Annotated in this window: 13 protein-coding genes; 7 read left to right on the forward strand and 6 right to left on the reverse strand. The window is 61.7% G+C overall.

The genetic code is table 11. The annotated features are described in order from the left end of the window. Window positions 1-71: 71 nt before the first annotated feature. The 3 genes from EOC06_RS20910 to EOC06_RS20920 are packed head-to-tail and all read right to left on the reverse strand — an operon-like array spanning window position 72 to window position 2,569. Window positions 72-488, reverse strand: a complete 417-nt coding sequence (locus tag EOC06_RS20910) for a cupin domain-containing protein (protein WP_127268329.1) — start codon at window positions 486-488, stop codon at window positions 72-74. Window positions 489-495: 7 nt separating this feature from the next. After that, a complete protein-coding gene (locus EOC06_RS20915) occupies window positions 496-1,359 on the reverse strand; it encodes a phosphoenolpyruvate hydrolase family protein (protein ID WP_128308681.1) in 864 nt (287 codons plus the stop codon). A 13-nt stretch (window positions 1,360-1,372) separates the two neighbouring features. Continuing rightward, complete coding sequence (locus tag EOC06_RS20920; protein ID WP_128308682.1) at window positions 1,373-2,569, reverse strand: Tm-1-like ATP-binding domain-containing protein; 1,197 nt, start codon at window positions 2,567-2,569, stop codon at window positions 1,373-1,375. 111 nt (window positions 2,570-2,680) lie between these two features. On the opposite strand from EOC06_RS20920, the gene EOC06_RS20925 reads away from it, so the two are divergent. From EOC06_RS20925 to EOC06_RS20955, 7 genes are all read left to right on the forward strand, one after another. Then, window positions 2,681-3,376: a TetR/AcrR family transcriptional regulator gene (locus EOC06_RS20925; RefSeq protein ID WP_128308683.1), complete on the forward strand. Its 696-nt coding sequence runs from the start codon at window positions 2,681-2,683 to the stop codon at window positions 3,374-3,376. 360 nt (window positions 3,377-3,736) lie between these two features. Beyond that, window positions 3,737-5,053: an ABC transporter substrate-binding protein gene (locus EOC06_RS20930; protein WP_023812445.1), complete on the forward strand. Its 1,317-nt coding sequence runs from the start codon at window positions 3,737-3,739 to the stop codon at window positions 5,051-5,053. Window positions 5,054-5,123: 70 nt separating this feature from the next. After that, window positions 5,124-6,029: a carbohydrate ABC transporter permease gene (locus EOC06_RS20935; RefSeq protein WP_023812446.1), complete on the forward strand. Its 906-nt coding sequence runs from the start codon at window positions 5,124-5,126 to the stop codon at window positions 6,027-6,029. Window position 6,030: 1 nt separating this feature from the next. Continuing rightward, on the forward strand, window positions 6,031-6,990 hold the full coding sequence (locus EOC06_RS20940) for a carbohydrate ABC transporter permease (protein WP_127268334.1): 960 nt from the start codon (window positions 6,031-6,033) through the stop codon (window positions 6,988-6,990). Beyond that, window positions 6,987-7,208: a hypothetical protein gene (locus tag EOC06_RS20945; RefSeq protein WP_127268335.1), complete on the forward strand. Its 222-nt coding sequence runs from the start codon at window positions 6,987-6,989 to the stop codon at window positions 7,206-7,208. The genes EOC06_RS20940 and EOC06_RS20945 overlap by 4 nt, the downstream gene beginning before the upstream one ends. Beyond that, window positions 7,205-8,308 (forward strand): ABC transporter ATP-binding protein, encoded by a 1,104-nt coding sequence (locus EOC06_RS20950; protein ID WP_128289236.1) that lies wholly within the window; start codon window positions 7,205-7,207, stop codon window positions 8,306-8,308. Before EOC06_RS20945 ends, EOC06_RS20950 begins: the two co-directional genes overlap by 4 nt. A 106-nt stretch (window positions 8,309-8,414) precedes the next feature. Beyond that, window positions 8,415-9,506, forward strand: a complete 1,092-nt coding sequence (locus EOC06_RS20955) for an ABC transporter ATP-binding protein (RefSeq protein WP_128308684.1) — start codon at window positions 8,415-8,417, stop codon at window positions 9,504-9,506. 116 nt (window positions 9,507-9,622) lie between these two features. Here EOC06_RS20955 and EOC06_RS20960 read toward each other — a convergent pair whose 3' ends face one another. From EOC06_RS20960 to EOC06_RS20970, 3 genes are all read right to left on the reverse strand, one after another. After that, window positions 9,623-10,054 carry a DUF4437 domain-containing protein gene (locus tag EOC06_RS20960; protein WP_127332286.1) on the reverse strand — a complete coding sequence of 144 codons (432 nt, stop codon included), beginning with the start codon at window positions 10,052-10,054 and terminating at the stop codon, window positions 9,623-9,625. Between the two features lie 170 nt (window positions 10,055-10,224). Beyond that, a complete protein-coding gene (locus tag EOC06_RS20965) occupies window positions 10,225-11,196 on the reverse strand; it encodes an AraC family transcriptional regulator (RefSeq protein WP_164761593.1) in 972 nt (323 codons plus the stop codon). Between the two features lie 520 nt (window positions 11,197-11,716). Further along, window positions 11,717-12,295, reverse strand: coding sequence for a TetR/AcrR family transcriptional regulator (locus tag EOC06_RS20970; protein WP_245469859.1), 579 nt, complete (start codon window positions 12,293-12,295; stop codon window positions 11,717-11,719). Window positions 12,296-12,333: the final 38 nt, after the last annotated feature.

Genomic DNA, 12,333 nt, shown 5'->3' on the forward strand with positions numbered 1-12,333 from the left:
CTCCCCGTCACTATACGGGGAGAAATGTCCGGCAGGACGATGAGGGGCAGCGCTACCCTAGAACAAGTTCATCACTGCCCCGGCGCGATCAGCCTGAAATCCGGCAGCTCACGCAAAACCAGTTCAGGCCCGGCCGGCGAATAGACGACGAAAAGCTGCATCGGCCCGTCGCCGGTGTTCAGCGTCGAATGAAAGCGGCTTTCCGGGACATAGATGGTGCAGCCGGGGCCGACTTTTGCGACCACCGGATTGCCCTTTTCGTCCTCGACCATCTGCTCGCCATGACCGGAGATGACGAAGATGATTTCTTCCGCGCCCGGATGGTTGTGGCGCGTGTGACCCTTGCCGGACGGTAGGTCCACCACACCGCCGGAAAACCGGGTTGCGCCATTCACTTCGGGCGCCACCGTCAGCGCCAATTTTCCCCAGTCGAAGCCGAAGGCGCTGACGTCCTTCGGGTAGACAAATACCTTGCTCGTGTCGGTCATCGTCTCATCATCCCTTCTTTTTCTTCGTGGTCTTGTAACCACCAAGTGTCACCGCCTTGAAATCGGCCGTCTGTTTGGCGATCGCGGCTTCCGCCGGCAGCCGTTCCATCGAGCTGGCGCCATAGAAGCCGTGCAGGCCCTTGGCATGGGAGAGGATGTAACGGGCGTCGTCGGGCATCGAAATCGGGCCGCCATGGCAGAGCAGGATGACATCCTTGCGCACCGAGCGCGCGGCGTCGGCGATGGCATCGATCTCGACGATGCAGTCGTCGAGCGACTTGGCCGAGGTGGCGCCGATCGAGCCGCCTGTCGTCACACCCATATGGGCGACGACGATGTCGGCGCCGGCTTTTGTCATGGCGCGGGCCTCGTCGGGGTTGAAGACATAGGGCGTGGTCAAGAGATCGAGCTTGTGCGCCTCGGCGATCATGTCGACCTCGAGCCCGAAGCCCATGCCGGTTTCCTCGAAGCTTTGCCGCATGCTGCCGTCGAACAGGCCGATGGTGGGAAAATTCTGCACGCCGGAAAAGCCCATGGTCTTCAGCTCGGCCAGCAGCAGCGGCATGATGACGAACGGGTCGGTGCCGTTGACGCCGGCCAGCACCGGCGTGTGTCGGACCACCGGCAGCACCTCGTAGGCCATCTCCTTGACGATCTCGTTGGCATTGCCATAGGCGAGCAGGCCGGCGGCCGAGCCGCGCCCGGCCATGCGGTAGCGGCCGGAATTGTAAATGATGATGAGGTCGATGCCACCGGCCTCCTCGGCTTTCGCCGACAGGCCGGTGCCGGCGCCGCCGCCGACGATCGGCACACCCTTGGCGATCATTCCCCTGAATTTCTTCAATATGTCCTTGCGCGGTATGGCGGGCATCTTTCTGGATCTCTCACTGTCTGGCGATGTCGAGGAAGGCCGATGTTGCAGCCTTTGCGAATTCCGGGTCGTTGATATGCAGCGGCAGGCGCGTCACGCGGCGTTTGCCGTTGGGCTGGATGGTGCGCTCGATGGCTTCGAACAGAACGGCGTCGGCTTCCGGGTCGAAGAAGGCGCCGCCTTCGATGTCGAGCGCCGAGACGCCTTTTTCCGGGATGAGAAAATGCACCGGCCCTCCGCAGCGGGCGAGCCTGGTGCCGATCCATTCGCCGATCGCACGGCATTCGACCGCCGTGGTGCGCATCAGCGTGACATTGGGATTGTGCTCGTAGAAAAGCCGCCCGCGATAGTGGTCCGGAATGGTCGAAGGCGCCCAGAAATTCACCATGTCGAGCGCGCCGACGGAGCCGACAAAGGGCAGCCCCGTACGAACTATGGCGCCGAAACGATCGTCAGTCGCCGGCAGCACACCGCCGAACAGGAGGTCGCAGACTTCGGTCGTGGTGATGTCGATGACGCCGGACAGCAAGCCGCTATCGGCCAGCTTTTCCATGCTGCGGCCGCCGGTGCCGGTGGCGTGGAAGACCATGCAGTCATATCTGGAACGGAGCTGGTCGGCGATGGCGGTCACGCAAGGCGTTGTGACGCCGAACATGGTGAGGCCGATCGATAGTTTGCCGTCGGGTGGCGGCGCCGGCTTGGTTGCCATGCCTACGATCGCCTGGGCGGCATTGTGCAGCACGACACGGGAGATCCGGTTCAGTCCGGCCATGTCGGTCACCGCCGGCATCATGATGATGTCGGAGACATCGACATAGGGAGCGGTATCGCCGGAGGCGAGCGTCGAGACCATGATCTTGGGCAGGCCGAGCGGCAGGGCGCGCATGCCCGACGTGATGATCGATGTGCCGCCACCGCCGCCGATGCCGATCATGGCTGCGATGTCGTTGCGCGATTGGGCAAAGCGGGCGAAGGCGGTGCCCATCGCGGCGACCGCGGCGCCACGGTCATTGCCGCCGAGCACGGCGTCACGGCCGCCGGGATGATGGTCGGCGATTTCCCTCGCGCCGATATCGACGGGGATGGTTGCGTCGCGCGTTCCGACATCGACACGGCAAACGATGGCGCCCGCAGCAGTGATCGCATCGGCCAGGAAGGCGAGCTCCTCGCCCTTGGTGTCCGCGGTACCCGCCACATAGATACGCTTCATTGCGCTCCCCCGATCCTGACAGGCGCGATGCCGCCCCCATCGCTCATTGCCCGGGCCACTCGACGATGCGGACACCATTGCAAATTTTTGAGACGCGAGTATCGTATTGGCATGAATGTCTCACGTCAACAATCCGCTGCGAGCGACGACGCTGAACGGGCACCCGGCCCGGTGCCCGAACGTGGGCCACGCGCGCGGACCAAACGGCTGATGCTGGAGACGGCAACAAGGCTGATGCAGGCGGGCGTCACGCCCTCGGTCAGCGAGGTCGCCGAGGCGGCCGAGGTTTCCCGTGCCACCGCCTATCGTTACTTCCCGAGCCAGTCGGCACTGGTGCAGGCCGTCGTCGACGAGGGGCTGGGGCCAATCCTCACCTGGCGATCGACCTCCGCCGATGCCGAGCGCCGGGTCGCGGAGCTGTTCGACACGGCCATGCCGCGCATCGAGGCCTTCGAGGCCACGTTCAAGGCAGCACTGAAGCTGTCGCTCGATCAATGGGCGCGGCGTCAGGCCGGCACGCTGGGCGGTGAGCCGGCTTTCACGCGTGGCCATCGCATCGATTTGCTGAAGGAGGCGATCGCGCCGCTCAAGGGCCGTTTGCCGCCGCGCGACTTCAAGCGGCTGGCGCAGGCGCTGTCGCTGATCTTCGGCGTCGAGGTGCTTATCGTGCTCAAGGATATCTGGGGACTGGACAGCCGCCGGACGAGGGCGGTCGCCCATTGGGCGGCCGGGGCGCTGGTGCGTGCGGCAGTCGCGGAATCGGTCGATGAAGGAGGCAGCCTAGATCCGAAGGCAGTCATGAAATAGAGCCTATCTGGTTCGACCAGATTGGCATGCACGCTACTGATCTTAGCCGTCGAGTGGGGTATCGGACAATACCCAATCATATCACTGAGTAGGAAAATCTTGGTAAAACAGGCAGATAAAGCAGGAAACCGATGGCAATGGCCACGTCAAGCTGCCAAGAAAGGGCTTGACGAGCATGCGAAATTGGTAATACCAGATTGGATCAGAAAAGCGGATCGAAAGTGAGGGTTGCGGTCCATTTTCCGGCAGGGGCGAGGAGGCTCGAAACCGGGAAGGTGCGATCACGGGAGGAACTACCAGGGCCGGCCCCGTTGCCGGCTCGCACGATAAGGTAGAACGCGCACAAGGGAGGAAATCATTATGCGCAAGTTAGTGACCAGCGCACTTGCTGGTATCGGCTTAACGCTTGCCTGCGGAACGTCCGTCTACGCGCAGGACAAAGAACTCACCATATTCTGGGCGGAATGGGATCCGGCGAACTATTTGCAGGAACTCGTCAACCTCTACGAGGCCGAGACCGGCGTGAAGGTCACGGTCGAAACCACGCCTTGGTCCGACTTCCAGACCAAGGCATTCACCGAGTTCAACGCCAAGGGCAGCGCCTACGACATGGTGGTCGGCGACTCGCAGTGGATCGGTGCCGCATCGGAGGCGGGCCACTATGTCGACCTTACCGACTTCTTCAACAAGCATAATTTGAAGGAGGTGATGGCGCCGGCGACTGTCAAGTACTACGCCGAATATCCGTCGGCCTCTGGCAAGTACTGGTCGATCCCGGCCGAGGGTGACGCAGTCGGCTGGTCCTACCGTAAGGACTGGTTCGAGGACCCCAAGGAAATGGAAGCCTTCAAGGCCAAGTATGGCTACGATCTCGGCGTGCCGAAGGATTTCAAGGCGCTGCGCGACATTGCCGAATTCTTCCACCGTCCCGACCAGAAGCGCTACGGCGTCGCCATCTACACCGACAATTCATATGATGCCCTGGTGATGGGCGTTGAGAACGCCATCTTCTCCTACGGCGGCGAACTTGGCGACTATGCCACCTACAAGGTCGACGGGATCATCAACTCCGATCAGAACGTCAAGGCGCTCGAGGTCTACAAGGAACTCTATTCCTTCACACCTCCTGGTTGGGCCAAGAGCTTCTTCATCGAGGACAACCAGGCGATCACCGAAAATCTGGCTGCGATGAGCATGAACTACTTCGCCTTCTTCCCAGCGCTCATCAACGAAGCCTCGAACCCGAATGCCAAGAACACAGGCTTCTTCGCCAACCCTGCCGGCCCGAACGGCGACCAGTTCGCCGCGCTCGGCGGCCAGGGCATCTCCGTCATCTCCTATTCCAACAACAAGGAAGAGGCGATGAAGTTCCTGGAATGGTTCATCAAAGACGAGACGCAGAAGAAGTGGGCGGAACTTGGCGGTTACACGGCAAGTGCCAAGGTGCTCGAGTCGCCTGAATTCCAGAACGCCACGCCTTACAACAAGGCCTTCTACGAAACCATGTTCAAGGTGAAGGACTTCTGGGCGACGCCGGAATATGCCGAGCTGCTCATCGCGATGAACCAACGCGTCTATCCGTACATCACCGGCAATCAGGGCACGGCCAAGGAAGTGCTCGATTCGCTCGCCGCGGACTGGAACGCGACGTTCAAGAAGTACAACCGCGTGAAGTAAGCGGTACTAACGCTCGGAAGGGGTGGGAGCCCACCCCTTCCGTTTTCTTTTCTCAAGGAAGGAACTGGCCTTGGCCACTGCAGTCATGACCACGCTGGATCCCAACTCGCGCTCCGCCACCCGCGGCATGAGCGATCTCACGATCCGAAATCTCTTCATCATTCCGACGATCGTTTTCCTGATCGTCTTCAACATCTTTCCACTGCTCTATTCGCTCGGCTATTCGTTCACCGACTTTCGCGCGTCGAGCCCGGCGGCGGCCAATTTCGTCGGACTGCAGAATTACCGCGAACTGCTCAACGACCCGTTCATCTGGTCGAATTTCGCCATCACCGCCAAATATGTCATCGTCTCCGTGGTCGGTCAGGTCATCGTCGGCTTTGGCGTGGCGTTGCTGCTCAACCGCGATATCCCGCTGAAGGGCCTGCTGACGACACTGCTGCTGTTGCCGATGATGCTGTCGATGGCCGTCGTCGGTCTGTTCTGGAAGCTGCTCTATGATCCATCATGGGGTGTCATCAACTATGCACTCGGCCTCGGCAATTTCGAATGGCTGTCCAACCCTGACATGGCGCTCTACGCGGTTGCCATCACCGACATCTGGATGTGGTCGCCCTTCGTCATGCTGCTGTCGCTTGCCGGCCTGTCGGCAGTGCCGAAGCACCTCTACGAGGCGGCGGCGATCGACCGCGCCGGCTCGTTCTATACCTTCTTTCGCATTACGCTGCCGCTGGTCGCGCCGATTCTGATGATCGCGATCATCTTCCGCACCATGGAGGCGTTCAAGACCTTCGATCTCGCCTACATCCTGACCAGCCAGCCAACCACCGAGGTGATCTCGATCCGGCTCTACAAGATGGCGTTCCAGGAATGGCAGACCGGGCGCTCCTGCGCGCTTGCCTACATCGTGCTGATCATGGTGCTGGCTATCACCAACATCTACGTCAAATACCTCAACAAGGTGAAGGAGCGCTGAGATGGCCGCCGTCCGCACTTCTTCCGAAATCGGCTTCAATCGCGTCGCCATCGTCGTTGTCCTTTTGGTGACGATCATCTTCCTCGCGCCGATCTACTGGATTGCCTCAACGGCGTTCAAGCCGCGCAATCTTGCCACGACCATCCCGCCGACGGTGGTGTTCCAGCCGGAGATATCGCCCTTCGTCAAACTGTTCACCAAGCGCTCGCAACTGCGCAGCGCGCCGACGCCGGAAGAGTATGCGGCAGCGCCCTGGTGGGAGCGCGTCGTCTTCGACGGCGGTGAAAAGATCGTGCGCGACGGCAAGGGCCAGGTGCAATGGTCCGGCTATCCGAGCCGCTTCATGAACTCGCTGATCATCGCCATCACCTCCACGGTGCTGGCGGTCGGCATGGGCACCTTCACCGCCTATGGCTTTTCGCGCTTCAAGGTGAAGGGGGAGGCTGACCTGCTCTTCTTCATCCTGTCGACACGCATGCTCCCGCCGGTGGTGGTGGCGATCCCGATGTTCCTGATGTACCGGGCGGTCGGCCTCAACGACACGCATGTGGGCCTGATCATCCTCTACACCGCCTTCAACCTGTCCTTCTCGGTGTGGCTGATGAAGGGTTTTATGGATGAGATACCGAAAGAGTATGAAGAGGCGGCCCTGGTCGACGGTTACACGCGCATGGAGGCCTTCTTCAAGATCGTGCTGCCCGAGGCGGCCACCGGCATCGCCGCCACCGCGGTGTTCTGCTTCATCACCGCGTGGAACGAATATGCCTTCGCACTGATCATGACCAACCGCCGCGCCCAGACCGCACCGCCCTTCATCCCGAGCCAGGTCGGCTCGGGCCTGCCGGACTGGACGGTGATCGCCGCCGGAACCTTTCTATTCCTGCTGCCGGTCGCGATCTTCACGTTCCTGCTCCGCAACCATCTGCTGCGCGGCATGTCCTTCGGAGCGATTCGCAAATGAGCTTTCGTGCCATCAACCAGAAATATCTGGAGCCCGGTTCGCAGGTGCTGATGGTGCTCGGCATCATAGCACTCTGCCAGCCCTGGAACCTGTTGTTGCACACATATGGCCTGACCATCATCCTGATCGGGCTGGTCGGCTTCAACGTCACCTCCAAGATCGCGCCTGAGGAAAAGGCCGGCACCGGCCAGGTGCGCAATCCGGGAGCACAGCATTGACCCAGATCGAGCTTCGCGGCGTCCAGAAATTCTTCGGCGCCGTCCAGGTCATCAAGGACCTGAACCTCAAGATCGCCGACAACGAGTTCATCGTTCTGCTCGGCCAGTCGGGCTGCGGCAAGACGACGACGCTGCGGGCCATCGCCGGGCTGGAAACGATCGACGAGGGCGACATCCTCATCGACGGCAAACCGATCCAGCATCTAAAGGCCGCCGACCGCGACATTGCCATGGTCTTCCAGTCGTTCTCGCTCTATCCGCATATGAGCGTCTACGAGAACATCGCCTTCCCCTTGCGCGCCACGCGCAAGAGCAAGACGGAGATCGACAGCGAGGTTCGCTCCGTCGCCAAGACGCTGCAGATCACCGATCTGCTGGACAAGAAGCCATCGGCGCTCTCGGGTGGCGACATGCAGCGCGTCGCCATTGGCCGGGCGCTGGTGCGGCGGCCGAAGGCCATGCTGATGGACGAGCCGATCGGCGCGCTCGACGCCAAGCTGCGCGAGGAGATGCGGGCCGAGATCAAGCGGCTGCACATCAAGCAAGGGTCGACGACCATCTATGTGACGCACGACCAGGTCGAGGCGATGAGCCTCGCCGACCGCATCGTCATCATGCATGAAGGCGTGCTGCAGCAGGTCGGCTCGCCCGACGAGGTCTATTCGCACCCGGCCAATCTGTTCGTGGCGCAATTCGTCGGCAGTCCGGTGATGAACGTCGCCGATGCGGCAGTCGCCGAGACGGCGTCCTCGGTCTCGGTGACGGTCGGCGGGGCTCCCGCCGGCTTCGAGTTCCCGCGGGCGCTGCTGTCGAAGCTCAACGGCCATGCAGGCGGCCAGCTCGCGCTCGGCATCCGGCCGGAAGGCGTTCTCATCCGCCGCGAGGCGACGGAGGGGTTTTTGCCGGTCGAGACGCAGATCGTCGAGCCGCTTGGCTCCTTCGACATTGTCGATCTCAAGGTCGGCTCAAAGATGCTGCGCGCACGCACCAAGAGCGGCTTCGTCGCCGGTCCCGGCCAGAAGGTGTTCGCCAGGATCGATCCGGCCCAAGCGCATTTCTTCGACACGGCAAGCGGCAAGTCGCTGGGAGTGAGATTGTGATGGCCGAAGGACACGAAAGGCCAATGACTTGGCCTTTCGAACAATCGAACGCCCGGAGCTATAGCGGAGGGCAGACACCCTCGAAAAAGAGATCGGGACGATAGACATGGCCCATATCCAGCTCAAGAACATCTCGAAGACTTTCGGCAACCACACTGCGCTCACCGGGCTCGATCTCGATATTGCCGATGGCGAGTTCTTCGTGCTGCTGGGCGAGACGGGCGCCGGCAAGACGACGACGCTGCGGCTTATCGCCGGCCTGGAAAAGCCGAGCGAAGGCCAGGTCTTCATCGACGGCGTCGACGTCGCCGACTGGGGTGCGGCCGAGCGTGACGTGGCGCTGGTGCTGCAGCAATACTCGCTCTATCCGCGCTACACGGTGCGTGAAAATCTCGAATTCCCGCTGAAGCCGAAAATTCGCCGGCTGCCCGACGCCGAGATCAAGGATCGCGTCGACCGTGCCGCCCGTACGCTGCGGATCGAGCACCTGCTCGACCGCAAGACGGATCGGCTGTCCGGCGGCGAGATGCAGCGCGTCTCGATCGGCCGCGCCATCGTGCGCAAGCCGCGTGCGCGTGTGTTCCTGATGGACGAGCCGCTGTCTGCGCTCGACGCCAAGCTGCGCGAGGCGCTGCGGACTGAACTGAAGAACCTGCAGATGCAGCTCGGCGCCACCTTCCTGTTCGTCACCCACGACCAGATCGAGGCGATGTCGATGGGCGACAAGGTCGGCGTGCTCAACCATGGCCGCATCGTTCAGACCGGCACGCCGCACGAGATCTACAACAATCCGCGCGATACCTATGTGGCGAGCTTCGTCGGCTCGCCGCCAATGAACCTCATCGACGGCAAGCTTGTGAACGGCCGCGCGGTGATGGCGCCGTTGAACTTCGAACTGCCTTTTTCGGGGGGAGCCAAAGCGGGCGGGGCGACCGACGGTCGCCCGCTCGTCTTTGGCATTCGTCCCGAGGACGTCTATCTCGAGAGCGGCGCGCCGGTCGAGGCGCATGTTCACGACGTCGAGAACCACGGCGTCGAAAAGATCCTGACGCTGCGCGTCGGCGACGCGACACTGCGTGCCACCGTGCCGGCCAGGACCGACGTCGCCATCGAGCAGGCGGTGCGCTTTGCCTGGAACCCCGACAAGGTGGTGCTGTTCGACAAGGGCAGCGGCGTCAGCTTGCGACACGCCTCATAAAGCGCGTCGCGCTGAAACGGATTCATGCGACGCGCTTTAGGTCTTTGTTTTTGTGCATGTCGTTCTCCCAAAACCGAGGTCACTTTTGGGCGACATGCGTGAGGCCGCATCCCAGCCTATTTCTGGAAGTAGGTTTCGTAGGGCGTGTCGTTGATCAGCAGGATCACGCATTCCGTGTCGGAGACGCAGGCGTCGTCATGCATCTCATTGGCTTTCTGGGTCCAGTAGGATCCAGGAGGCAGTTCGACCTTGGTCGCCTCGCCGCCATCCATCTGCCAGTGCGCCCACAGCCCCTTTATGACCACCGCACGATAATCCGCGGTGTGCGCATGGACCGGTGCACGCCAGTTGCCGGGAACCTTCAGCAACGTGCCTGCCGGACCCTTGGCCCGCTCGCCCCACAATGGGCCAAGACGATGCGGCTGGTCGGGTACTTCCGCCACATAGGGGATCTTGTCGGCCGGCAGGTAGCTGTCCTCGAGGGCAAAGGCGCGCCCGGGAACCGCAAGCATGACGGCGAGTGCGATGACCTTCGGATGATTTGGCATGGTTCTCCTCTTCGGACCGACTGGACGCCGGCCGCTGGCTGCCTGGTTATGGCAAGCTATTGCATGCGGGTGGCCCGGCAATGGCATTGCGTCCGGAAGGCTTGGCAATTCATCCAGACCCGGCAATTCATCCAGACCCTGCGATCCATGGCCGCGGATCCGGGATCGCCTCAGCGGTTTTCGGAGGTGCCGTCGACGGTGCGCAGGTGGCTGGGCGCGATGCCTATGATGCGCTTGAACGCCCGGCTGAACGACGCTTCGGAATCGTAACCCAGTCTGGCGGCGACCACCGAAACCCGCATCCGATCATCGATCAGCCATTGCCGCGCCTGGTGCATGCGTATCCGGGCGACATATCTCGCCGGTGTTTCGCCAACGACGGCCGTGAAGCGTTCGGCGAAGGCCGATCGCGAGGCGCCCATTTCGCGCGCCAGCGCTTCGACAGTCCAGTTCCTGTCGGGCTGCAGATGAATGGCGGCAACTACGCGGCCGATGTCGCGATCCCTGATCGCCGCGATCCAGCCTCTGGTGTCGCCGCCGCTGTTTTCCACCCATGAACGGATGATGCTTGCAGCCAGTACGTCGGCCAGCCGCGCCAGCATGCCGCCGGAACCGGCGCGGTTCATGGTGATCTCGCCGGCCATGGCTTGCAGCAGATGCGGAATACCTGGCTCGCCAGCCATCAATTCCTTGGCGCGCATCATGTCCGGCATCATGCCCAGCAAGGGGTGCGATCCGTCCAGGTTGAAGTGCATGCTGCCGCAAAACAGCAAGATTTTCGGGCCGTGGCCGCCATTGGAGACATTGAAGACATTGTCCTGCAAAGGCTCGACAGTGTAGCTTTCGATCGGCACGGCAGGAATGCCAGGCGCGCTGGCAACGACATGCTCGGCGCCGCGCGGCAAGAGCAACGCATCGCCGGGTGTCAGCTCAATCCATTCTCCGGCTGGCGAGAACAGCCAGCATCCGCGGCGGCCAATGAAGTGAAATCTTGCTGCCTTCTGGGCAGGAAACAACACGGCCCATGGCTCTGAAAGTTCGCAGCGGCCATAGTCGACGCCATCAAGCCGCAATCCGCGCAAGATGTCGGTGAGCGGACCCTCCGAGGCCGGCAAGGCAGTCTTGGGCGAGGTGAAAACCATGCGGATTTTTCTAGAGCAGTTCATCGTTTAACGGAAACGTTGAACCGCTCTATCTCTTTGTTTTGACGCAATTCCGGACGGAAAAACCGCTTCACACTTTTCCTGGAATTGCTTTAGCCTGGAATCGCCAGTCCGTCACGGCTCCATGCGTCGGCTCAGGGCAATGAACTCGGGTCAACGGGTTCCTTCGGAGCTTTCGCCAGGCGTAGGGACGGAGCATCAAACGAAAACCCGCCTGTGCGGCGGGTCACTGGCGCAAATCAGCACCATAGACAGAAATGTAGCATAGCTGAGGTCACCGAGTCAAGAAAAAATTCCTATCGCGAAAAGCTGCCGGCAAAAAAGCTGCCGGGACCGCCGAACTGCCTTTGGCAAGCTGAGTTCGAAACCCTGTGCGTCAGCTGGCCTGGCGGATATCGGCCTGTTCCTCGCCCCGGAGATGGCTGCGCGCCAAGCCGATGACGCGCTTGAAGGCGCGGCTGAAGGCGACATCGGATTATAGCCGAGACGCCAAGAACCATCACGGTTTTCGGGCCGGCGCCGTTGTGATGGCAGCGACGAAGCGGTTCAGGCTGTCCTCGACATAGGCGGCCACTTCGATGGCCGGGTCAAAGCTCCACCACAGCAACGAGCCTTGCCAATGCGAGGCCATCAGCAGGCCGATGTCGCGTGGCGGGTTGGGCGTCTTGGCAAAACAGGCTGCAAGTGTGTCGCACAGGAACGCCTTCCAGGCCGCACCCCGCGCCCTGAGCACGGGATCGCGCAGATCCTCGCGCAGGACAAGCAGGCCTTCGGCATAGGATTCGATGCCGCCATAGAATTGCGACAGCGCCACCAGCAACGCGACCGCACCAGTGGGGGTTCTGGGAACGGCGGCTGCCAGCTTTCTGGTGTTCTCGTCGAGACCGTCCCAGGCGTGCAGCAAAGTGCGCTGTTTCAGCTGCGCCTTGTTCTTGAAGCGCTGCACCAGCGTTGCACCGGAGAGACCGCAGGCCTTTGCCAGACGCTCGAAGGTGAGTGCTTCGGGACCATGCTCGTGGATTAGCCGGTGCGCGGTCTCCAGCACCTGCTCGTCGGACTGGGTTTTTGGCCGTGTCATCTTGACATCCCGATATAACCGAATGATCATTTATATAT

Origin of the sequence: Mesorhizobium sp. M7A.F.Ca.MR.362.00.0.0 (assembly GCF_004023175.1) — a bacterium.
Taxonomy (GTDB): domain Bacteria; phylum Pseudomonadota; class Alphaproteobacteria; order Rhizobiales; family Rhizobiaceae; genus Mesorhizobium.

What these genes read in the sequence shown, in the direction of transcription:
- EOC06_RS20910 (WP_127268329.1), bottom strand. Translation starts at nt 488, where the DNA reads ATGACCGACACGAGCAAGGTATTTGTCTACCCGAAGGACGTCAGCGCC.
- EOC06_RS20915 (WP_128308681.1), bottom strand. Translation starts at nt 1,359, where the DNA reads ATGCCCGCCATACCGCGCAAGGACATATTGAAGAAATTCAGGGGAATG.
- EOC06_RS20920 (WP_128308682.1), bottom strand. Translation starts at nt 2,569, where the DNA reads ATGAAGCGTATCTATGTGGCGGGTACCGCGGACACCAAGGGCGAGGAG.
- EOC06_RS20925 (WP_128308683.1), top strand. Translation starts at nt 2,681, where the DNA reads ATGAATGTCTCACGTCAACAATCCGCTGCGAGCGACGACGCTGAACGG.
- EOC06_RS20930 (WP_023812445.1), top strand. Translation starts at nt 3,737, where the DNA reads ATGCGCAAGTTAGTGACCAGCGCACTTGCTGGTATCGGCTTAACGCTT.
- EOC06_RS20940 (WP_127268334.1), top strand. Translation starts at nt 6,031, where the DNA reads ATGGCCGCCGTCCGCACTTCTTCCGAAATCGGCTTCAATCGCGTCGCC.
- EOC06_RS20945 (WP_127268335.1), top strand. Translation starts at nt 6,987, where the DNA reads ATGAGCTTTCGTGCCATCAACCAGAAATATCTGGAGCCCGGTTCGCAG.
- EOC06_RS20955 (WP_128308684.1), top strand. Translation starts at nt 8,415, where the DNA reads ATGGCCCATATCCAGCTCAAGAACATCTCGAAGACTTTCGGCAACCAC.
- EOC06_RS20960 (WP_127332286.1), bottom strand. Translation starts at nt 10,054, where the DNA reads ATGCCAAATCATCCGAAGGTCATCGCACTCGCCGTCATGCTTGCGGTT.
- EOC06_RS20965 (WP_164761593.1), bottom strand. Translation starts at nt 11,196, where the DNA reads ATGGTTTTCACCTCGCCCAAGACTGCCTTGCCGGCCTCGGAGGGTCCG.
- EOC06_RS20970 (WP_245469859.1), bottom strand. Translation starts at nt 12,295, where the DNA reads ATGACACGGCCAAAAACCCAGTCCGACGAGCAGGTGCTGGAGACCGCG.